The following is a 20,974-nucleotide window of genomic DNA, read 5'->3' as shown; positions in this document are numbered from 1 at the left end:
TCCGCTTCTCTCAGGCTTACATCTCTCAGACCTACTTCCCTGAGGAGTGATCTGCCGGAGCGGGGATCTCGTCGGGACGGTATTTGGGCAGGCGTGAAGCCGGCAGGGCCGCGATCAGGCTGATGCCGGCGAGGATGAGGAATCCGATCTTCAGGGTGCGCAGACGCTGGTCGGCGTTGAGTTCGACGGCCTGTTCGATCTGAGCCGGCGTCGCCGTGGTCTCAACGAGGACGTCTTCGAGTTCGTCGTTGCTGATGAAGTTGACGTTGTCGAGGTCGACCTGGGCGACGAGGTCTTCCGGCAGCTCGGGATGATCATCAGCTGCACTCACGATTCCCGCGCTCAGCACGGTCACCAGCACGGCCCCCATCATCGCTGTGCCGACCGCCGAGGCGAGGTTCTGGGCGGTGCCGCGAATCGAGCCGACGTCGCCGGCCAGATGTTTCGGTGCGGCGGTGACGAGGACATTGAAGACGAGGGTGACGAGAGCTCCTTGGCCGATGCCGAAGACAATGAGGCCGAGGATCGTCGGCAGCGTCTCCCAGTTGTTCGTAACCACGAAGGCCAACCACACGAGCGCCACTGTGGTCAGCGCGAAGGAGAACAGGGCGATCGTGCGCGGTGAGTAGCGTTTGTAGAAGCGGACGATCAAGGTCGCTGTGACGAACACCGTGAGGTTGAACGGAAGCATCGCCAGGGACGTGTCGAAGGGAGTTCGCCCCTGGACCACCTGGATGTAGGTGGGAACGGTGAAGTTCACCGCCGCCTCCATCGCAACAATGACGAACATCGCGTACACGGCGGCACGCTCCGTGGGGCTGGCGAGGACACTGATGTCGACCAGCGGCACCTTGCCGTTGGCGATGCGTCTGCGCGTCCACATAAAAAAGGCCTGTCCGAGGACGACTCCGACGATGACGAAGACCGGTGCCGGGGAGAGGCCTGCGATGGAGAACGGGGCGCCGTCCTCAGCGCGGATGATGCCCCAGGCGTTGAGATTGTTGAATCCCATGGTCAGCAGCACGATCGCAGAGCCGATGAGCACCGAGGCGACGATATCGATGCGGATCGTGGGATCGCCCTTGTCCGAGTGCAGTTTGAAGCTCAGCGCGAAGACGATGGCGGCCAGGCCGAGGGTGATGAAGAAGATCGGCCGCCACCCGACCAGGGTGCCCAAGGTGCCGCCGATGAGGAAGGCACTCATTCCCGAGAATGCGCGGGCCGATCCCAGCGAACCCACAGCGGCGGCCTGCTGCGATCCCCGGTAGTTCTCTGCGATGAGTGCCACCAGAGCCGGAACGATGATGGCGGCAGCGGCACCAGCAAGAAACTGCCCACCGATCACCCACGCGACCGTGCGCGAGAAGATCATCAGCAGTGACGATGCGGCGAAGATGATGAGCACGAACCGGAAGATGATGACCCAGCCGATGCGCTGGCCCAGTTTCGCACCCGTCATGACAAGGGCCGCCACGGCGAGACCGTAGACGACGATCGTCGATGAGGCGACTGTGGGTGCCACCCCGAAGTCCTCAACCATCCCACCCAGAGAGATGGGGAGGGCTGAAACATTGAAGGACATGAGCACCTGGGCGAGGAAGAGCCCGATCATGGGTGTCCAGGATGCACGAACCTCAGCGTGGTCGGTCGGTTCGGCCGGGACAGTCATAGTGATTCCTTTCAGCGTTGACGAGGTGCGGGTGCTGGGGTGGAGGCGAAGAGATTGAGACCCAAAGCCCTGGAGAGGTCGAAGCAGGCCCGCTGGCCACGGACGCTGTTGCCGGCGGAGTCGAGCCGGGGAGAGAACGTGCCGAGCGCACCCTTGCCCGGAGCGATGGCGACGATTCCGCCCGCGACTCCCGATTTGGCCGGCAGACCGATCTCGAAGAGCCATTCGCCGCTGTTCTCATACATTCCGCACGAAGCCAGCAATGCGAGGGTGTCACGGGCCACCTCGGCGGAGACCACGCGTTCGCCGGTCACCGGGTTCACTCCCCCGTCTGCCAGAGTCGAACCCATCACCGCGAGATCGTGTGCGCTCACCGACAGTGAACACTGGCGGGTGTAGATGTCGACGCTGTCCAGAGGATCAGTGATGATCCTCCCGTAGCTCTCGAGCAGTCGGGCGATCGCCCCGGCATTGACCATCGAATTCATCGGATGCCCATCATTGAGTTCGATGGCCATCACAGAGTTGAAGGGCAGTCCCGTGTTGTTGACCCCGATGCGCTCATGGACGAATTCGTGACTGCGGGCCTGGCAGACGAGGGCGAAGACGAATGCCTTCGAGATCGACTGAATCGAGAAGGTCAGGTCGATGTCGCCTGCCTCATGGGCGCGGCCGGTGATATCGATGAGGCTGAGGCCAAACCATGTGGGATCCGCCTCGGCGAGGATGGGAATGTAGTCGGCGATCTCTCCGTCGTCGAGGTCACGGTAACGGCGATGAGCCTCGGCGAGGATCCGGGCCGTTGCAGAAGGGCCGAGCAGCTCGCCGGTGAAGGCACGCTGCTGGGGTTCAGTGGTGTCGCCTTCGAACACTGCCAATCTCCTCGTCGAGAGCAGGGATTGTTGTTCTAATTTGCTGATTTCAGCCTAATCTCCCGCAGGTGCCCTGGATAGGTGCCGACAGCGAATTTCCGGCGACGTTGGACACTCGCCGTCCACGATGCAAGAACTGGAGGCTCAGAACTGTGTGCATCGGTTCGGGTTTGGCATTGTAGAAGTATGACTACTCGCGCCGGCCAGCTGGCCCAGGATAGGGATCTCGTCGATATCCCCGCACTGCTTGACTCCTACTACGACCTCGTCCCCGACTCCTCAGTGCCAGCGCAGGCCGTGAGCTTCGGAACCTCGGGGCACCGCGGTTCGAGCTTCAACCGTGCCTTCAACGAAGCCCACATCGCAGCGATCACCGCCGCCATCGTCGACTTCCGTAAGAAGCAGGGCATCCACGGGCCGATCTTCTTAGGCCGTGACACCCACGCGCTGAGCGAACCCGCAATCCTCACCGTCCTCGAGGTCCTCGCCGCAGCGGAGGTGCCTGTGCTCATCGATGAGCGTGATGGCTTCACCCCCACCCCGGTGCTCTCCCACGCGATCCTCGGGTTCAATGCCGGGAAGACCGCAACGGATGCCCAAGCCGATGGCATCATCGTGACACCCAGCCACAACCCGCCCTCCGACGGCGGCATCAAGTACAACCCGCCCCACGGCGGTCCGGCAGGCTCCGAGACGACGACCTGGATCGCCGAGCGTGCGAACTCCTACCTTGGAGCCGGGTGGGAGAAGATCCCGCGCACCGGTTTCCAGCGGGCCTTCCACCTGGAGAACACAGAGAACTTCGACTTCATCGCCAATTACACCGAGGACCTCGAGTCGGTCATCGACCTCGATGTGATCCGCGGCTCCGATATCCATATCGGCGCCGACCCGCTGGGAGGTGCAAGCGTCGACTACTGGGCCGCGATCGCCGAGGACTTCGACCTCAACCTCACCGTCGTTCACCCCGAGATCGATCCCGCCTGGTCGTTCATGACTCTGGACTGGGACGAGAACATCCGTATGGACTGCTCCTCGCCCTACGCCATGGCCGGGCTCATCGCCTCCCGCAATGACTTCGATATCGCCACGGGCAATGACGCCGATGCCGACCGTCATGGCATCGTCACCCCGGATGCCGGGCTGATGAACCCCAACCACTATCTGGCGACCGCGATCGACTACCTGCTCGACAACCGGCCCGAATGGTCCACCAGCGCAGGCATCGGCAAGACACTGGTCACCTCGTCGATCGTTGACCGCATTGTGTCGGCACATGGTCGCCAGCTGTTCGAAGTACCTGTCGGGTTCAAATGGTTCGTCCCCGGACTCCTCGACTCGACACTGGCCTTCGGCGGCGAAGAATCCGCAGGAGCATCGTTCCTGCGCCGCAACGGCAAGGTCTGGTCAACGGACAAGGACGGCATCATCATGGCCCTCCTGGCCGCCGAGATGACGGCGAAGACCGGACAGACTCCGTCCCAGCGCTACGCAGGACTGGCCGCGAACTTCGGCACCAGCGCCTACGCCCGCCAGGATGCTCCGGCCACCCGGGAGCAGAAGGCGACACTGGGCTCACTCGACGCCTCCCAGGTGAAGGCGAAGACCGTCGGCGGTGAACCGGTGACCTCAACACTCACCTCGGCGCCGGGAAACAACGCACCCATCGGCGGGCTCAAGGTCACGACCGAGAACGCCTGGTTCGCGGTGCGCCCCTCCGGCACGGAAGACGTGTACAAGATCTATGCCGAGTCGCTGCGCGATGAGGACCACCTGCGGGCCGTCCAGCACGATGCACGGACCTTGGTGGATAGGGTGCTGGAGTAGGTCGGAGCGAAGGGGCTCCCCGTGGCCGGCCGGTTACAGCTCGACGTCCTGGTTCTGGGGCGGCAAGGCGGCGATGGCCGAGTGGTCTCGGCCCGTGTTGCCCAGGCCCGCCGCGCCTCCCGGCGAACCCAGTTCGTCGAAGAACTCGACGTTGTAGGTGTAGTAGTCCGCCCACTCCTCGGGGACATCGTCTTCATAGAAGATCGCTTCGACGGGGCAGACCGGTTCACAGGCCCCGCAGTCGATGCACTCGTCGGGATGGATGTAGAGACTGCGTTCGCCTTCGTAGATGCAGTCGACAGGACATTCGTCGACACACGACTTGTCCTTGACGTCAATGCACGGCTGCGCGATCACGTAGGTCATTCGGGCCTCCGCTCTCTGCTCGGATCGTCCACTTCCTCTGAGTGACGAATGGGATGAACCTCAGGGCCCACTCTAAGCCTTCGAACCCAGTCTTCATATGGCCCAGATCACGTCCGAGGAGAATGCAGAACCACCTCGGCGAGGTCCGGTCACAATCGGGTTTCACTGTGCGGACGAAAACGTCGCAAACCGCGCTCTGCAACAACCGTGTGTCACCGTCTGGTCGAATCCGCCGAGCACTCGTTCGCACCGCGTCACCAGGCAAGAGTCGTTGCCGTATGCGCCCCGTTGGCTCCGCGCACCTCGGCGACCGCCGCAGGACTGCAAACAAGTCGTCTCCTGGCTGTGACCCTCTCCGAGTTTCCTCTCAGACACTGTGGTCCTGGCTTCAAGTGCGGGCGCAATACTGGTCGGCGTCGATGATGTGTCACCTGCCCGGTGACCGCACTCAGCAAAGACATCATTCAGCGACGACATCTCGAAGAAGAAGGATCGATGACATGAAGACCACCATTCGCAATCGCGCAGCAGCCCTGGCCATCGCCGGTATTGCCAGCCTGGCCGGAGTCGGACTCGCCAGCGGACCCGCCCTGGCGGCCCCGGCACCCGCCGCAGCCACCAGCGCGGACGCAGAGCCGCAGTCCGTCCACTACCCGACGGACACCAACATCTATGCCGATGAGCTCGTGCGAGCTTGGGGTGCCGACAATACGGAGCGGGTCGAAGGATTCGCCACTGCAAGCGTCGCCAGCGACCTAGCCGCCCACGGCAATGAGAACGGGACCCATTGGGTTCAGACAGGCGAGGAGGGAGCCGCGGGAACGATCTATGTCGACTACAAGAACACCGTGACGGGAGAAACCATGTCTGTCGGTGTCGCCAACGAACAAGTGTCGAACGGCGGAGAATGGGGCTCACCCCACGGAGTCCATAGCGTCCAGTTCAACAACTGATACGGCACACACTGGTGCGAAGAACCCCGTCCCTGGAAGTCCGGGGGCGGGGTTCATCGTGTGCACGGTTGGGCGGAGCTGCCTCGGCGAAGGCGCCCTTTGATGTGACGCGAGGATTACAGGTGTGACTCCGGGGCGTTCTGCACGTAGTCCTCGAGGGTGTCGTTCTTGTACGCGTCCTGGACCTTCTTCAGTTCCTCTTCATCGACATTGACGATCGACTGACCGTCACTCGAGGTGCCGACGCCAGCGGTCGGGGAGGTGAAGAACTCGATGTCGCCGGGGCGGACGTCGCGCATGCCGAAGGCCGTCGCGGAGATGTACTGGGCGTCGAGTCCGGAGTCGACGTACATGTACGGGGCGAAGTTCTTGACCATATCCTGGATCTTCTTCGGGTTCGACAGGGTGTCGGCGGAGATGATCTCACTGGTCAGACCCCTGATGAAGGCCTGCTGGTTACGAGCGCGCTGGAAGTCGCCGTCCTTGAAGGACTTGCGTTCGCGCACAAAGGTCAGTGCCTCGTCACCGTCGAGGACGTTCTCTCCCCTCGTGAAGGTGTAGCCGTTCTTCTCAAACGACTGCTCCGAGTTCACGCTCACCCCGCCGAGGCTGTCGGTCAATGCCTTGAAGCCTTCGAAGTCGATGATCGCCACGTGGTCGAGGTCCGTACCGATGAAGTCCGACACCGTGGATACGGCCAGCGGAAGACCACCGTAGGAGAGCGCAGAGTTGATCTTGGCCTTGCCGTGGCCTTCGATGTCGACCCAGCTGTCACGCGGGATCGACATGACCTGGACCTTCGATCCGTTCTCGGGCAGGTGCATGACCATGATTGTGTCCGAGCGCAGTCCGCGGGAGTCGTTGACGTCGACCTGGTCCATCGGCTCATCGGAGCCCAGCAGCAGAATGTTCGTGCCGCCGTCTTCCTTGTCATCGGCACGCTTGGTGCCGAAGACCTGCTCGTCGGTGAGCTTGTTCGCGTTGTTGTCATAGGACCGGCCGACGTTCCATAGGTACAGACCCACGCCGAGCACGCCGAGGATGACGATCACGAGGATGACGACGAGGACCTTGCGCCACACCTTTTTCTTCTTGCGGCGGGGGCGCTGCGGTCGTTCGTCCTGGCTGTCGAAGAGATCATCGAAACTGCTGTTGTCCGTCATCGGCACTCCGGGTTTCAGTCAATGCGGCGGGAACGCCGGCGGGGAGAAGATACAATCTCGGCAACTATATAGCTTTTGTTACATTCTTCTTGACACCTTGCGCGCCGAGGTGACTCGACTCACCGGTAACAACGCCGTATTCGTATGGTGAGGGCTTGGTTCGCTGGGTAGACTTTTCTGGTGTTCAACAACTATCGGGAAATTCTGTCTCTTCCCGGTGCTCTCAAGTTCTCCTTGGCCGGTCTTGTTGCACGTATGCCCATCGCAGTTCTGGGCCTGGGAATCGTTCTGTTCATCCAGGGCGTCAGCGGCTCCTATGGTCTGGCAGGCATCGTTGCCGCCGTGTACATGATCATCCAAGCGCTTGCCGGGCCCGGGATCGCGCGTCTTGTCGACCGTCGCGGTCAAGCTGCTGTCATGGTGCCCATCGTCATCACGCACCTCGTGGCGCTCTCGCTGCTCATCGTCTGCGTCTACGCAGACTGGTGGGTGGGCCTCATCTTCGTCTTCGCCGGAATCGGTGGTGCCACTGTCGGCTCCGTCGGGTCGCTGGTGCGTTCCCGCTGGTCTCACATCGTGGATTCGCCGAAAAAGCTGCAGACCGCATTCTCGTGGGAATCCGTGGCCGATGAGCTGCTCTTCGTCACCGGCCCCGTCATCGCCACAGTGCTCGCCACCGCTGTGTTCCCACCGGCAGGCATCATACTTTCGATGCTCACCGCCGGAATCGGCTCGGCCCTGCTCTACGTGCAGAAGTCGACCGAACCCCCACCGATCGAACGCACCACAGAGGCTCGCGGCCACGTGTTTTCCAACCCAGGCATCTTCACGATCATCATCGTCAACGTCTTCCTCGGTGTGAACTTCGGCGCCATCGACGTCATCGCTGTGGCCTTCGCCGACGAGCAGGGAGTGAAATCCCTGGCCGGCATCCTGCTCAGCGCCTTCGCCCTGGGCTCACTCATCGCCGGCGCACTCTATGGGTCGCGAAACTGGAATTCAGCCACCCATCATCGCTTCGGCATCACCGTGTCCCTCCTTGCGCTCGGCGCCTGCTCGATGATGCTGGCACAAGGCATGATCTCCTACACGATCATCCTGTTCCTCGTCGGCTTCACGATCGCCCCGAGCCTCATCGGCGCGAACTCAGTGATCGAACAGCTCGCACCACCTCGGCGTCTGACCGAGGCGTTCGCCTGGCTGGGCACCTCGCTGGGCTTCGGCGTCGCCTTCGGATCGGCGATTGCCGGCAACATCATCGACGCGGCAAATGCCAAGACCGCGATGCTGCTGCCCGCCGGGTGCGCGATCGTCGGTGCGCTGCTGGCGCTGAGCCTGCTCAAGCTGCTCAACCCGAAACGCTCAAGTCACGAGGTGCGGGTCAACCGTCCAGGACGACAGGTGCGCATCGAGGGGTAGTGCGCACTGGGCTCGGACAGCAGGTTGCGGCTGCACCGCAAACCCTTCTCCAGTCCGAAACACCTTCCGAATGTCAACGATCTTTGACACACCTATGTCAACAATGCTTTACTTTCGATGTAAAGAATCATTGACATAGGGAGTGGGATGGAAGTTCAGACCTCGAACCTCAAACACGTCCGCAAGTCGGTCGGTCTCACTCAGGCTCAACTGGCCCAGCTCACCGGCGTATCGCGGCAGACGATCATCGCCACCGAACGTGGCGACTATGCTCCCAGCGTGTACCTGGCGCTGCGGATCGCCCGGGCCCTGGAGACCAGCGTGGAAGAGATCTTCGCGCTGAAGGAGGAATCATGAATAACAGCAACGCGAGCAAACCCCGTCCCAATGCATTCGCCGACAGAATCACCGGTCTCGACGATCCCTCGATGGGTGATGAACGGGAACGTGATGTCATCCTCCGCGCCTATACATTCGGCTCTGTCGTCTCGACACACGTCTTCTTCGCCCTCGCCGTACTCTTCGCCGTCATCGGCGCTGGCCTCTGGACCATCCCTTTGGTCCTTGGAACCGGAGTGGCCGGTCTCGCAGTGCCCGCATACTGCAAACGTGAGGGTGTCGATTTTACTCTGGCGGTCTCGCGGGCAGCCAATAAACGGATCGTTGTCTCCTACGCCGTATCAGCAGTATTCACCGCCGCTTGGGTGGCCGCAATCGCCTTCCAGCAGACCACCGGCCACCCCCTGATCGATGTCGGTCTTGGGTCACCGCTGGCTGGAGCCAGCAACGGCTCGTTTGTCACCGGCGCGATTATCGGCATAGTCATCGCCCTCACCGCATTCGCCGTCTTAAGACACCGCAAGCTCAAACGAGCGCGCCTCGAGGAGGAGAGCGCGGCAGATATCGAAGACGAAGAGTGAGCGAAGACTGCATGAAGAGTGAACAAAGAGGCGCGGGAAGTCGCGGCACCTATAATGTGAGTGATGCTTCTCCCCCAAATCAGTCGCTTGACAAATCAGTCGCTTGACGAATAGTTGACGGTCAACGTAGGAGGATCTGTTGAGAATCGAACTGGACCAAGACGCGTGCATCGGGGCTGGAAACTGCGTCATCACAGCCCCGGACTTATTCGACCAGCGGGATGATGACGGAGTGGCTTTTCTGCTTGAGGAGAATCCCTCTCCCGAACAGGAGAGCTCCGCCAAGGAGGCGGAAGCACTGTGTCCTGCCGCCGCAATCCGCATTCACAAAAAGTGACGAGAGTCGTTTCAGCGAAGAAGGTCGTCATTGTCGGTGCCGGCCCCGCCGGAATCGCGGCCGCCGATGCACTGCGGGCTCAAGGCCACACCGGAGAGATCCTGATCTTCGGCGAGGAACGCCATATGCCCTACGACAGACCACCACTGTCCAAACAGATATTGGCCGGTACCTGGTTGCCCGAAAGGGCCGAGCTGCGCACCGGTGAACTGCTGGCCGATGCCGATGTGACGCTGCGCCTCTGCACCAGAGTCGCCTCAGCAGATGTCGCAGCCCATCAGCTCACCCTCCATTCCGGCGAGCAGATCGCGTATGACGCTTTGATCATCGCCACTGGAGTCACCGCACGAGAGCTGCCGTTCGGACACCATCTCGACGGTGTCCACGTGATGCGCACTCTTGACGACGCTCTGACTCTGCAAACCGGTTTGGAGACGGCCCAACGACTCGCAGTCATCGGCGCAGGATTCCTCGGCGCAGAAGTCGCCGCCGTCGCTCGCTCGCTGGGCAAAGAGGTCACGTTGATCGATCCTCTCGAACTGCCGATGCAGAATGTGGTCGGCGACGAGATCGGATCCATGATCGCCGAGCTGCATCGCCACCATGGAGTCAAGCTTGAACTCGGACATGGCGTCAGCTCCATCGAGGACGGTATGGGGCAGGCCACCGGAGTCACACTCGACGATGGAAGAACGGTATCTGCGGATGCGATTCTCGTCGCCGTGGGAGCCCGGCCTGCCGTTGATTGGCTGCGGTCAAGCTCGGTTCCCCTGACCGCGTCGAATGAGCCCGGCGCCGGTGGTGTGCGCTGTGATGCGAGTGGACGCGCCACCGATGATGTCTGGGCCATCGGCGACGTCGCTGCATGGTGGGATCCCACACAGGAACGCCACGTGCGCGTGGAGCATCGGCAGACCGCGAATGAGCACGCTCTCTCCTGCGTACGCGACATCCTGGAACTCACGCCGGCCTCGGCGAAGTCCGTCCCGTACTTCTGGTCCGACCAGTACGATCTCAAACTGCGCAGCTTCGGCTTCCCCTCCCGTGACAGCGGATTTCACGTGGTCGAGGGAAGTCTTGAGGACCACCGATTCGTTGCCGCCTACACAGACGAATCAGGTCGCATCGTCGGCACAATCGGGTCCGGAATGTTCAAAGCGATGAATTGGTGGCGGTTGCAGATCCTTGACCGCCGGCTCCTCGGCGACGCCCTCCGTGACAGACAGATCACCAAGCGATCTGTCGAATAGTCTACGGAGAACTCCGCTTGATCGCTCAGCAGCACGTGCCTACGGTCAGGCCCAATTCCTGTGCGGCGAGGTGTCACCGACACCGGGGTTGAAGACATTGCACGGGTCGAGTTCCTTGAAGTGAGCTTCCATCTCCGGCGGCACACGGTAGAGGCGACCGTAGTTGTGCTCGGCAGGAACTGCGGCACCTCGTTCCTCAAGCAGCGCCATCATCTGCTTCTTCAACGCGACCGGGTCGACACCCTTCTTCGCCACGTGGTCCTGATGGAGGACGTGGCAGAAGAAGTGACCATAGTAGGAGCTGATGTGCAGCTGCTCGGCGATCTCCGGTGGCAGCACCTCGAGCCAGTCATCCTCGTCCCGACGCAGTGCGACATCGAAGGTGATCATGTCCGACGAGTCGTCACGGTTGAGGTTGAAGTACCGGGTTGCCGCGCTGGCGGCACCGAAACGGTGGAGCATGGCCGATTGAGCCTCATCGGCAGTGCAGATGAAGAAGTCACCGTCATGGCTCGCCTCGGCGAAGAAGGTCGTGAGGAACTCCTCGGTCCTCTGCTTCTGGTCACCGCTGACGACAAGCAGAAGGTGGTGTTCGAAGCGGTCGCGGTACTCCAGCATTCGGTCCGGCAGCTGCTGCGGCAACAGGCTGAACGCGCCTTGGGCGATGGAATCGGCGACTGTCTGGCCGAAGAACGGCAGTTTCGCGAAGACCCCGTTCGCCCAGTTCTTCAACGCGAAGAGCTTGATCTGTTCGCGGCTTCCGGCGTGCTTGACGGAGACGAACGTGTCCTTGCCGTACTTCTCGGCGAGATCGAAGGAGGGCCGTCCCATGTACTCGCCGGAGATCGGCAGCGGCATGTCCGAGGTCAGTATCGCCCGGCGCAGGGCCTCGAGCTCGGCGGGGCTGTCGGTGCCGATGTAAAAGGTCGTCGAGTCCTTCTGCTTGGGGAAGGTGCGGGTGCGCACGGCGAAGACCATGAGCTTGCCCGCCGACCCGGATGCTTCGTGGAGGAATTTCGGGTTGGCGTTGTAGCGTGCGGGAGAGTCGGCGATCTTGCGGACGTGCTCGCCGTATTCGGTCTCCGTGGCGTCCTCCGGCGGCGGCGTGACATCCGCGGGAGCCCAGTCGCCGCGCTGGAGCTTGTCGAGGATGTGCGCGGGATCGTCACCGAGTTCGACGCCGAGGTGGTTGACGAGTTCGACCTTGCCTTCGTCGTTGACTCGGGCGAAGATCGAGTGCTTCGTGAACGCCGGACCCTTGCGGATCTGGCTGCCTCCGGAGTTATTCGCGATGCCACCGACGACCGACGCACCGATCGAGGATGAGCCGATGACCGAATGTGGTTCACGGTCGTGGGCGGCCAGGGCGTCGTCGAGTTCGAAGAGCGTCGAGCCTGCCAGGCATACCGCTTCACGAGCGTCGTTGATGAGGTGGATCTCGTTGATGCGCAACGTCGAGATGATGACGATCTCACGGTCATAGTCCTGATCGCCGGGTCCCGACCCTCCGGTCAGTCCGGTGTTCGCCGACTGCGGGATGACGATGAGGTCGTGATCGACGCAGACCTGCAGGGCCCGCCACATGTCGACGAGGCTGCCCGGCTTGAGGACGGCGAGCACATTGCCGCCGCCGAAGCGATTGCCTTTGGCGAATGGTGCTGTCGCCCGGGCCGAGGTGAGCACGTGGTGTTTGCCCATGATGTCGTTGAAGGCGCTGACGGCTGGTGACGGCTTCTGGTGTGATTGTCCGAGCATGGTGTCGATCCCTATCTGGTCGTTGCGAGCTGTTGTCGTCGTTGAATATCGTCACTGGGCGCGCCGAGGTGACCTCAGTGCTCAGATCTCGGTTCCGTCGTCCTGCGCTTCCTGGTCTTTCTCGTCCTCCTGCATCCGTCTCTCAGCACGCAACCGGTGCCATTCGGCCAGTTTTTCGGCGATGACGCGTTCGTAGCCATTGCCGGTGGGCCGGTACACCCTCTGCGGCTCCATATCCTCGGGAAAATAGTTCGCCCCCGAGAAACCTCCGGGCCGGTCGGGATCGTACTCGTATCCTTCTCCATAACCGAGATTCTTCATCAGCTTCGTCGGGGCGTTGAGGATATTTGCCGGTGGCATGAGAGACCCCGTCTGCTTCGCGAGCTTCTTTGCTGCGTTGAATCCACGGTAGACGGCGATGGATTTCGGTGCGGTTGCGAGATAGACGACGGCTTGGGCGATGGCGAGCTCACCTTCTGGAGATCCGAGACGCTCGTAGACGTCCCATGCCGCCAGCGCCTGCTGGACGGCTTGCGGGTCGGCGATCGCGATGTCTTCGTTGGCGAACCTCACCAGACGTCGGGCGATGTAGAGCGGATCTTCACCCCCGTCGAGCATTCGTGCCAACCAGTACAGTGACGCGTCTGGGTCGGAGCCGCGCATCGCCTTGTGCAGGGCGGAGATGAGGTTGTAGTGGCCTTCCTGGCCTTTGTCGTAGATCGGTGCGCGCTGCTGAACCAGCTCGGCTAAGGCAGAAGGGTCAAGTGTCCCGCTGACTGTTTGGAGCTGTTCGATGAGGTTGAGCAGGTATCGACCGTCACCGTCGGCCATCGCCACCATCGCCTGCCGGGCCTGCGCGTCAACAGGAAGTGATCTTCCCGTGGCCGCTTCGGCACGTTCGATGAGTGTGGTCAGTGTCTGCTCGTTGAGTCGTCTGAGGACGAAGACCTGGGAGCGGGAGAGCAATGCTGAGTTGAGTTCGAAGCTGGGGTTCTCCGTGGTCGCACCGACGAGCACGACCGTACCGTCTTCCACGTAGGGGAGGAAGGAATCCTGCTGGGCGCGATTGAAGCGGTGGATCTCGTCAACGAACAGCATCGTGCCCTGGCCGATCTCGCGGCGCTTGGCAGCTGATTGGAAGACTTTGCGGAGTTCGGCGACACCGGAGAAGGTCGCTGAAACCGATTCGAAGACGAGGTTTGTTCGCTCAGCGAGGAGTCGCGCAATGGTTGTCTTCCCACAGCCTGGTGGCCCCCACAGCACCATGGAGACCAGTCGGCGTTCGTCGACCATCCGGCCGATGGGGGCGTCCTGTCCGAGCAGGTGCTCTTGTCCGAGCACGTCTTCGAGTGTCTTCGGGCGCAATCTATCGGCAAGGGGACGACCTGCCTCGTCAGGTTCAAACAGTGACGGCGGTTCCTGGCTCATAGCGGCACCTCCATCGTCATCGATTCGTCTGCGTGGTGAGGATTCCGTTTTCATCCTAGTTGCCCGTGGCAAGGGGCGTCGGTCGGTCCGCGTCTCTCACCCCGGCCGGTTCGAGGCGCGCGCCACAGCGCCAAGACAGAGCAGGCAGATCACGGCAACCCCAGCCAAGGAGAGGCTGTAGGGCATGACCGGCAGCAGGGCCGCGAGCACTGTAGGCAGCAGGAACCCGGAGTAGGCCAGCGAATAGTAGACGCCGGTGATGCCGGCCAGGTCGTCCGGTTCGGCGATGGCCTGGACGATGACCAGACCGGCCACCACACAGATGCCGTAGGCGATGCCGAGCACGATGGCCACGACCAGGGCGAGGACTGGATCCGCGACCAGGGACGCGACCACGGCGAGCGCTATCCCGAGGGTCATGAGCACGAGGCCGACGACGAGTGCGCGCCCGCCCGTCCACCGGTTGATCCGGGGAACGCTGTTCTGCACGAGCGCCCCGGCACCGAGGGTGACGACGGTGAGCACGGTTGCGTAGAGGGTCGTCCACTCCCCCAGCTCGTCCTGGACCAGTGCCGGCATCACAGCGTAGGCGATGCCCGCTGCACCGAAGACCCAGGGAGCCGCAGGGGCAATGAGGCGCACGAACGTGCGGTGTCCCACCAGGGGAACGCGCAGGCCTCTCCACCAGTGTTGAGAGCTCCGGTGTTCCCGCGACAGAGATTCCGGCGCGGCGAACAGGATGGCCAGGGCCACGATGCTGAGCAGTCCGTGCACCGCATAGGGTGTCGCCTCGGGGACTGGCCCCCATTGTGCCAGGCATCCGGTGACCGCGGCACCGACGGCGAATCCCAGGGTCAGAGTCAGTGCCGGGCGGCGAGCGCCTGCTGTGATTCCGGCCTTGTGGTCGAAGGGCGGCATCGAGAGTTCCTTGATCCAGCTCGTGCCCACCGACATCGCCACACCGACGCCCGCACCGGCGAGCACCCGGCCCAGACACAGAAGCCAGAAGAGGTCGAAGCCGATGCCGAGGAGCACACTGCCGACCAACGCCGCAATGGTGCCGACTATGAGCACGGGTTTGCGTCCGCGACGATCCGATATCGCCGAGGCGATCAGAAGTCCCGGGATCAGCCCGCCGACGTACATGCCCAGGAGAAGATTGGCCTGCCAGACCGCGTATCCTCCATCTTCCTCGTACATATGGACGAGCGGGGTGAAGTGATTGCCGCCCCAAGCAAGCAGGAAGATGGCAGGTGCAACGCGAAGCCAGGCACCGCCTCGGCGACGGACGGGTTCAGGGGGCATCGCTGTCGGGCCTGGCGTCGGCGTGGCCGAGTCTGAGGTCACCGCTGGATCGGGTGTCATCGGGTCCGGTTCTGCTGGAAGTGACCGTGATCGATGTGCTGGCGGACGAGTCTCGTAAATCGTGGGGAATCTCCTTGGCGGGCGCATTCGGTGAGCTGTTCGTGGTCGGCGAAGAGGTCTTCGAGAGCCGAGGGCAGATCGATGACGGCCTGGTAAGTCAGGCGAGCCAGGCGGGGGCCGATGGTGGAGAGCAGTTCGTCGGTGACTGCGTTCCGGCCGCTGCGAATGATGCGGGCATGGAAGGCGTAGTCACTGCTCGCGAAATCCAGCGGGGAGTCGCCGCTCAGAGCCTCGCGCTGCCGACCAAGGAGGAACTGCAGGTCCGCCGCCAAGGCCTCCATCACCTCGGCGTCGGCACTCAGGGCATGGACTGCGTCGATTTCGAACATGGCGCGCACGGCCAGCAGGTCCCGCCGCTCTTCGCCGGTGACCGTTGTGACAATGGCCCCTTTCTTGGGCACGAGGCGGACCAAGCGCCACCGCTCGAGTTGGAGCATAGCCTCCCGGGCCGGGGTGCGGCTGGCCTTCTGCGCCTCGGCGAGATCAGCCTCGGTGAGGAGCATTCCAGGTTCATACCGCTGTTCGATCACCTCGCGAGCGGCCCAGGCCGCCATCCGCGCAGCGATCGGAGAAGCGTCGTCGGTGGTCTCCCAGGGCAGCGTCAGCAGATCATTCACACACCCAAACTATCAGATGCATGCATTGATAGATGCATCAAGTCCGGACCGGAGCAATGCGACCTTGGACAGGACGCTCAGCTCGCCGATCGGCAGTCAGCACCAGCAATAAGGACAATGTCGACAACAAAGAATGCGTCATATTGTGTACTCAACGAACCTTGTCGGTTACTATGGTCTGCGGCGCCATTCAAGCGCTCAATGCCGAGCACATTAGCGGAGGAGATTCCCGGGCACCCACGAGCTGGGTATCCGGTGATGTGATCAACGTGGAATCAGTAGTCTGGAGCGCTATCGCCCTCAGCTTCATCGCCGGAATGCTGTCGAAAGCTCTGCCCCGAGTCCCGGGTGCACTCGTGGCCGCCGCGTGGGGAGCCGTTTCATTGGCAGCAACCGGAGTCTTCTTAACCACAGACACCACCGACGCGGGCCTGGAAATCGTCGCCATCGGACACCTGGCCACCTTCTCGGCCTTCCTCACAGGCTTCACGATGATCAGCCTGGTCGGAGATTGGAAGCGCGAGCTCGCCGCCTGAAGGACCCTCGCGGAGAGCTCGCGCTCGAAGGTTCCGACTCACTCGACGAGCTTGCCGACCTGGCTGATCTCGTCATCTCGCATGAGCTCGGCAACCTCGGGATCGACTGCTGGAATGCTCTCCTGCACGACTCCAGTGGACGGTGACCACACGAGGTTGACCTGCAAATTCTTGTTCTGTTCGGGGTAGTCGCTGCGGTTATGGCAGCCGCGGGTCTCCCTGCGCTCGAGTGCGCATTCCAGGGTTGCCCGAGCCGCGAGTGCCGAGGACTTGAGGTCGAAGGCGTGTGAGAGATCGGAGTAGCCGGCGATGTCCGGGTGAATTCCGACCTCACCCATGCGTGCCTCGATGCCGGCGAGTTTCTCGAGTCCTTCCAACAATCCAGCCTCATCGCGGACGACTCCGGCATGCTCGGTCATGAGATTGCGGATCTCGCGCTGCAGCGCCCGGACATTCTCCGTACCCTCGGAAGCGAGGAGATCATCGATCTCAGCCCGCGCCTCGGCGATGGCAGACCGCGACCGCACCTGCGCACCCAACTCTGATGAGTACGCGACGGCGGACTTTCCGACGATGCGGCCGAAAACGAGGAGTTCGATGAGCGAATTGCCGCCGAGGCGATTGGCCCCATGCAGCCCGGATGACGCTTCGCCGATGGCCCACAGCCCTTCGACGTCGGTGCTGTGCTCGACCGGGTCGACCCACACCCCGCCCATCGAATAGTGCGCGGTCGGGGCGATCTCGATGGGGCTGACGGTGATGTCGAGCATCTGCGTTTCCATCATCGTCTGGAACACGCGCGGCAGGCGGTTCATGATGGTCTCGCGCGGCAGGTGGGAGACATCGAGCCAGATGCCGCCGTTCTCCGTCCCGCGGCCCTCGGCGATCTCGGTGTAGGCGGCCAGAGCTACGCGGTCGCGGGTGGAGAGTTCCATGCGTTCTGGATCGTAGCGTTCCATGAACCGCTCCCCCAGTGCGTTGCGCAGAATTCCGCCCTCACCGCGTGCAGCCTCGGAGACCAGTGTTCCGGCGGCGTTCTCGGGTTCGATGATGCCCGAGGGGTGGAACTGGACGAGCTCGGCATCGCGCAGACGGGCTCCGGCTTCGACGGCCAGGCGGAAGGAATCACCGGTGTTCTCGTCGCGACGTGATGAGGTGCGGCGCCAGATCCGGTTGTGCCCACCAGCGGCGAGGATGACCGCGTCGGCATGGATCCGATACCGGGAGCCGTCGACGATGTCAAAGCCGAAGGCGCCGAAGATGCGCCCGTCGGCGACGAGGAGTTTGGTGATGTAGACGCGGTCGAGGATGGGGACGTTCAGGGCCTCGGCACGATGAATGAGGGTGCGCTGAATTTCGAGTCCCGTGTAATCGCCGGCGAAAGCGGTGCGACGCCAGGTATGGGCGCCGAAGAAGCGCTGCGAGATCCGACCGTCGTCCTCCTTCGCGAAGTCCATTCCATATCGCTCCAGGTCAGCGATTCCCTGTTCGGCTCCTTGGGTGACGATTTCGACGGTGCGGGGGTTGGCGAGGTCATAGGATTCCTTGATTGTGTCGGCGGCGTGCTGCTGCCAGGAGTCGTCGGGGTCCATCGTGGCCAGGGCCGCGTTGATGCCGCCGGCCGCCAGCGAGGTGTGGGCGTCGTCCTTGGGTCGCTTGCCGACGGCGAGGACGTCGGTGCCGGATTCGGCGACCTCGATCGCGGCCCGAAGACCGGATCCGCCGGTTCCGATGACCAGCACCGAGGTGGAGATCGTGTGTTCGTGTGTGCGGGAATTACCCTGTGTGGTCTTCGAATTCTGTGCTGTGGAGTTCATGTTTTCCACGCTAGGCTCGACCACCCCATGCGTCCAATGTATTGTTTCGCTTGACTCGATAGCGATACGCTATATCCATGAATTTGGAACAGCTCGCGAGCTTCGTCGAGGTCGCCAACACCGGTCACTTCACGAAGGCCGCTGCCACTCTTCACCTGGCGCAGCCGTCACTGAGTCGGCAGATTTCGACGCTGGAGAAGGAGCTCGGCTCCGAACTCTTCCATCGCGCCCATGGACACATCAGTCTCACCGCCGCGGGCGAAACGCTTCTGCCGAGTGCACGACGGATGCTCGCCGACGCCGAAGCGGTGCGCCGTGACATGGATGAGCTCGCGGGCCTGCGCAAGGGTCGCATCCGCCTGGGTGCGACGCCGACCTTGTGCGTCAGCCTCGTCGCCGAGGCGATCAGCAGCTTCCATCAGGAGCATCCCGGGGTCGAACTCGAGCTGGTCGAGAAGGGATCGCGGGAGCTCATTGAGGCGCTGGGTACGGGTGAGTTAGACCTTGCGCTCATCACGCGGACGCTGAGTCCGAGTGCGCAGATGCCGCGGCTGCGGATGCAGGGGGTGCTCAGTGAGGATCTGGTGGTGATTGCTGCCACGGAGGCAGGTGAGCCGCTACCGTCCGACGGTCGGGGCAGGTCCGCGCTCCTGCCAGGTGACACGGTGACTCTGGCGGAGGTCGCGGCACTCCCCCAGGTGCTGTTCCATCACGGATACGATCTGCGCGAAGCCACCTCGGCGGCCTTCGACGCCGCAGGACTGGTTCCGAACATCGTCGTCGAGGGCGCTGAGATGGATGCAGTGCTGCGGTTCGTCGAACGCGGTCTCGGCGTCGCCATTGTTCCCGCCATGGTCCTCGTCGACCGGCCCCGGCTGGTCTCAGCACAGCTGGTGGAGCCAAGCCTGAATCGGACGGTCAGCCTCGCCGCCCGCGGCGACGTACGGCCGACCAGAGCCGCCTCGGCGATGGAGACAACGATCCTCGACACCGCCCGGGCACTTGCCTCGGAGGACACCGGGCTGGCGGCGCATGTGCGGCTGGTGGGGTGAGGCAGGTTGTTCACCGTCGAATGTTTCAAGTCCGCGCACGGACTAGATAGCGTCAACGACCTCAATCGAGCCGCCTACAAACGTGTCGATTGTGTCGATGTCGTTGTAGATGCACCACGACTGATCGGCTGGCAATACGAGACTGACGGGACCATATTCGGCGTCGAGTTCGTTCAAGTCACGTAGAACAATCGAGCATTTGGCATAGGTGCGCCCTCTGTATCGGAACGGTTCGCAGCCAGACGGTTCCTCGTCGTTCGCCCACCCTTCCCATATGCAGGCAGACACTCGAGTTTCGACGTATTCAGCAAGCGCGTTCGCGATGAGAAGGGTGAAGACTTCGCTGCAGGTGTGACCCGTCAATATCGGATGCACTGCACGAAGGCCCACCTGAAAACAGGGCAATTCGGCAGAACCGATGGAGCCGAGCTTGTCGAGAACGGTCGGCCTCGCCAAGCGAGCGGACGTGCGCCCGGTCAGGTGAAACCTCTCGATCAGAACCAGGCGTCGGCGAGGAGCTTGAGCGAACGCTCCGCCACTGCAGGGTCGTAGGCGTAGGTGACGGTGATGAGCTCATCGGCACCGGTGCGCTCGACGAATTCCGACATCTGACGGGTGGCCGTCTCTGGTGAGCCGACGGCGCTGATCGCCAGCATCGGGCTCTCACCGCCTCGGGGCAGCTCACTGGGATCGACCGGCGGCTGGAGGTGGCGTCGACGGCCAAGAGCGATGTCGGTGAACATCTGCTTCACCGTGGTGAACTCGCGCTCTGCCTCCTCGTCCGTCTCGGCGACCAGCACATTGATGCCGGCCATGACATAGGGTTCGTCGATCTGTGCGGTTGGGGCCTCGGTGGTGAAGGAATCCCGATAGACACGGATAGCCTCATCGATCTGATTCGGCGCGAAATGCGAAGCCAGGGAGAACGGCAGACCCAGCTGACCGGCGATCGACGCGCCATTCATCGTCGAGCCGAGCACCCAGATGGGCACCTCCGTGCCGACGGAGACAGCGGACTCGATCGGTGCTGTGTGCGCCTTGCCTTCGGCGCCGAACCAGCCCTGCATGTCATAGATGTTCTGTGCGAAGTCCTGCGGTTCGGCCGAGGAGCGGCTCAGTGCCTGTGCCGTCATCCCGTCGGTGCCGGGCGCGCGGCCAAGCCCCAGATCGATGCGATCGCCGTGGATGTTGGCCAGTGTTCCGTACTGCTCGGCGACCATGAGCGGAGCATGGTTGGGCAGCATCACTCCTCCTGAACCCACACGGATCTTCTCGGTCACCGAGGCTGCCTGAGAGATGAGCAAGGCCGTCGCACTGGCGGCCAGTCCCATGGTGTTGTGGTGCTCGGCGAACCAGAGACGGGAGTAGCCGAGTTCATCGGCCAGGCGTGCGGCACGCATCGAGGTGTCGATGGCCTCGCGGGCGGAGGATCCGTCACGGATCGGGACGAGGTCGAGGATATTCAGTGGAACGGACAAAGCGATGCGGTCCTTCGGTCGAGCGTCGAGAAAGTTCAAAGATCAGCTTCCTGGGACAACAGCCGCTCGACATGGTTCTATTCCATCTCA

The 20,974-nt window shown here is 62.6% G+C and carries 19 protein-coding genes; 9 read left to right on the top strand and 10 right to left on the bottom strand.

Annotated features, from left to right (window positions below; all coding sequences use genetic code 11):
* Positions 1-31: 31 nt before the first annotated feature.
* Positions 32-1,669: an MFS transporter gene (locus INT29_RS08710; RefSeq protein ID WP_226841751.1), complete on the bottom strand. Its 1,638-nt coding sequence runs from the start codon at positions 1,667-1,669 to the stop codon at positions 32-34.
* A gap of 11 nt (positions 1,670-1,680) precedes the next feature.
* Positions 1,681-2,541: a glutaminase gene (locus INT29_RS08705; protein WP_193071386.1), complete on the bottom strand. Its 861-nt coding sequence runs from the start codon at positions 2,539-2,541 to the stop codon at positions 1,681-1,683.
* Between the two features lie 186 nt (positions 2,542-2,727).
* Here INT29_RS08705 and pgm point away from each other — a divergent pair, with 186 nt between their 5' ends.
* Positions 2,728-4,368: a phosphoglucomutase (alpha-D-glucose-1,6-bisphosphate-dependent) gene (gene pgm, locus INT29_RS08700; RefSeq protein ID WP_193071385.1), complete on the top strand. Its 1,641-nt coding sequence runs from the start codon at positions 2,728-2,730 to the stop codon at positions 4,366-4,368.
* A gap of 33 nt (positions 4,369-4,401) precedes the next feature.
* Here the strand turns inward: pgm and fdxA are convergent, their stop codons facing one another.
* The gene (gene fdxA, locus INT29_RS08695) at positions 4,402-4,734 is read right to left on the bottom strand and encodes a ferredoxin (protein ID WP_101573299.1); all 333 of its coding nucleotides are present in this window, start codon (positions 4,732-4,734) and stop codon (positions 4,402-4,404) included.
* Positions 4,735-5,234: 500 nt separating this feature from the next.
* Between fdxA and INT29_RS08690 the strand changes: the two genes are divergently transcribed.
* The gene (locus tag INT29_RS08690) at positions 5,235-5,687 is read left to right on the top strand and encodes a hypothetical protein (RefSeq protein ID WP_193071384.1); all 453 of its coding nucleotides are present in this window, start codon (positions 5,235-5,237) and stop codon (positions 5,685-5,687) included.
* A gap of 116 nt (positions 5,688-5,803) precedes the next feature.
* Here the strand turns inward: INT29_RS08690 and INT29_RS08685 are convergent, their stop codons facing one another.
* Positions 5,804-6,850 carry an LCP family protein gene (locus INT29_RS08685; RefSeq protein ID WP_193071383.1) on the bottom strand — a complete coding sequence of 349 codons (1,047 nt, stop codon included), beginning with the start codon at positions 6,848-6,850 and terminating at the stop codon, positions 5,804-5,806.
* A gap of 180 nt (positions 6,851-7,030) precedes the next feature.
* Here INT29_RS08685 and INT29_RS08680 point away from each other — a divergent pair, with 180 nt between their 5' ends.
* The 5 genes from INT29_RS08680 (at position 7,031) to INT29_RS08660 (ending at position 10,776) form a co-directional block, all read left to right on the top strand.
* Positions 7,031-8,269 carry an MFS transporter gene (locus INT29_RS08680; RefSeq protein ID WP_193071382.1) on the top strand — a complete coding sequence of 413 codons (1,239 nt, stop codon included), beginning with the start codon at positions 7,031-7,033 and terminating at the stop codon, positions 8,267-8,269.
* Between the two features lie 147 nt (positions 8,270-8,416).
* On the top strand, positions 8,417-8,626 hold the full coding sequence (locus INT29_RS08675; RefSeq protein WP_193071381.1) for a helix-turn-helix transcriptional regulator: 210 nt from the start codon (positions 8,417-8,419) through the stop codon (positions 8,624-8,626).
* On the top strand, positions 8,623-9,189 hold the full coding sequence (locus INT29_RS08670; protein ID WP_193071380.1) for a hypothetical protein: 567 nt from the start codon (positions 8,623-8,625) through the stop codon (positions 9,187-9,189). Before INT29_RS08675 ends, INT29_RS08670 begins: the two co-directional genes overlap by 4 nt.
* Before the next feature lie 139 nt (positions 9,190-9,328).
* Positions 9,329-9,526 carry a ferredoxin gene (locus tag INT29_RS08665; protein WP_101573287.1) on the top strand — a complete coding sequence of 66 codons (198 nt, stop codon included), beginning with the start codon at positions 9,329-9,331 and terminating at the stop codon, positions 9,524-9,526.
* The gene (locus INT29_RS08660; protein WP_193071379.1) at positions 9,523-10,776 is read left to right on the top strand and encodes an NAD(P)/FAD-dependent oxidoreductase; all 1,254 of its coding nucleotides are present in this window, start codon (positions 9,523-9,525) and stop codon (positions 10,774-10,776) included. The genes INT29_RS08665 and INT29_RS08660 overlap by 4 nt, the downstream gene beginning before the upstream one ends.
* A gap of 45 nt (positions 10,777-10,821) precedes the next feature.
* On the opposite strand, the gene dld is transcribed toward INT29_RS08660, so the two are convergent.
* The 4 genes from dld to INT29_RS08640 all read right to left on the bottom strand — a co-directional run bounded on the left by dld (position 10,822) and on the right by INT29_RS08640 (position 16,001).
* Entirely contained in the window at positions 10,822-12,531 is a 1,710-nt protein-coding gene (gene dld / locus INT29_RS08655; RefSeq protein WP_193071378.1) for a D-lactate dehydrogenase, read from the bottom strand.
* 81 nt (positions 12,532-12,612) lie between these two features.
* Positions 12,613-13,959, bottom strand: coding sequence for a replication-associated recombination protein A (locus INT29_RS08650; protein ID WP_193071377.1), 1,347 nt, complete (start codon positions 13,957-13,959; stop codon positions 12,613-12,615).
* A 96-nt stretch (positions 13,960-14,055) separates the two neighbouring features.
* Positions 14,056-15,324 (bottom strand): MFS transporter, encoded by a 1,269-nt coding sequence (locus INT29_RS08645; RefSeq protein WP_226841750.1) that lies wholly within the window; start codon positions 15,322-15,324, stop codon positions 14,056-14,058.
* Positions 15,321-16,001, bottom strand: a complete 681-nt coding sequence (locus tag INT29_RS08640; protein WP_193071376.1) for a GntR family transcriptional regulator — start codon at positions 15,999-16,001, stop codon at positions 15,321-15,323. The genes INT29_RS08645 and INT29_RS08640 overlap by 4 nt, the downstream gene beginning before the upstream one ends.
* A gap of 269 nt (positions 16,002-16,270) precedes the next feature.
* On the opposite strand from INT29_RS08640, the gene INT29_RS08635 reads away from it, so the two are divergent.
* A complete protein-coding gene (locus tag INT29_RS08635) occupies positions 16,271-16,537 on the top strand; it encodes a hypothetical protein (RefSeq protein ID WP_193071375.1) in 267 nt (88 codons plus the stop codon).
* A 38-nt stretch (positions 16,538-16,575) separates the two neighbouring features.
* On the opposite strand, the gene INT29_RS08630 is transcribed toward INT29_RS08635, so the two are convergent.
* The gene (locus tag INT29_RS08630; RefSeq protein WP_226841749.1) at positions 16,576-18,354 is read right to left on the bottom strand and encodes an FAD-dependent oxidoreductase; all 1,779 of its coding nucleotides are present in this window, start codon (positions 18,352-18,354) and stop codon (positions 16,576-16,578) included.
* A 77-nt stretch (positions 18,355-18,431) separates the two neighbouring features.
* Here INT29_RS08630 and INT29_RS08625 point away from each other — a divergent pair, with 77 nt between their 5' ends.
* A complete protein-coding gene (locus tag INT29_RS08625) occupies positions 18,432-19,406 on the top strand; it encodes a LysR family transcriptional regulator (protein ID WP_193071374.1) in 975 nt (324 codons plus the stop codon).
* A 494-nt stretch (positions 19,407-19,900) separates the two neighbouring features.
* On the opposite strand, the gene INT29_RS08620 is transcribed toward INT29_RS08625, so the two are convergent.
* The gene (locus tag INT29_RS08620) at positions 19,901-20,884 is read right to left on the bottom strand and encodes an LLM class flavin-dependent oxidoreductase (protein ID WP_101573345.1); all 984 of its coding nucleotides are present in this window, start codon (positions 20,882-20,884) and stop codon (positions 19,901-19,903) included.
* Positions 20,885-20,974: the final 90 nt, after the last annotated feature.

The organism is Brevibacterium sp. FME37 (assembly GCF_014897485.1).
In the GTDB taxonomy this organism is placed as follows: domain Bacteria; phylum Actinomycetota; class Actinomycetes; order Actinomycetales; family Brevibacteriaceae; genus Brevibacterium.
The sequence above is the reverse complement of the archived record's forward strand: the minus strand, read 5'-3'. Positions and strand labels throughout refer to the sequence as shown.

Bases quoted from the DNA above. Each gene is read 5' to 3' on its own strand.
- INT29_RS08710 (WP_226841751.1), bottom strand. From the start codon at position 1,669: ATGACTGTCCCGGCCGAACCGACCGACCACGCTGAGGTTCGTGCATCC.
- pgm (WP_193071385.1), top strand. From the start codon at position 2,728: ATGACTACTCGCGCCGGCCAGCTGGCCCAGGATAGGGATCTCGTCGAT.
- fdxA (WP_101573299.1), bottom strand. From the start codon at position 4,734: ATGACCTACGTGATCGCGCAGCCGTGCATTGACGTCAAGGACAAGTCG.
- INT29_RS08690 (WP_193071384.1), top strand. From the start codon at position 5,235: ATGAAGACCACCATTCGCAATCGCGCAGCAGCCCTGGCCATCGCCGGT.
- INT29_RS08685 (WP_193071383.1), bottom strand. From the start codon at position 6,850: ATGACGGACAACAGCAGTTTCGATGATCTCTTCGACAGCCAGGACGAA.
- INT29_RS08675 (WP_193071381.1), top strand. From the start codon at position 8,417: ATGGAAGTTCAGACCTCGAACCTCAAACACGTCCGCAAGTCGGTCGGT.
- INT29_RS08670 (WP_193071380.1), top strand. From the start codon at position 8,623: ATGAATAACAGCAACGCGAGCAAACCCCGTCCCAATGCATTCGCCGAC.
- dld (WP_193071378.1), bottom strand. From the start codon at position 12,531: ATGCTCGGACAATCACACCAGAAGCCGTCACCAGCCGTCAGCGCCTTC.
- INT29_RS08650 (WP_193071377.1), bottom strand. From the start codon at position 13,959: ATGAGCCAGGAACCGCCGTCACTGTTTGAACCTGACGAGGCAGGTCGT.
- INT29_RS08645 (WP_226841750.1), bottom strand. From the start codon at position 15,324: ATGACACCCGATCCAGCGGTGACCTCAGACTCGGCCACGCCGACGCCA.
- INT29_RS08630 (WP_226841749.1), bottom strand. From the start codon at position 18,354: ATGAACTCCACAGCACAGAATTCGAAGACCACACAGGGTAATTCCCGC.
- INT29_RS08625 (WP_193071374.1), top strand. From the start codon at position 18,432: ATGAATTTGGAACAGCTCGCGAGCTTCGTCGAGGTCGCCAACACCGGT.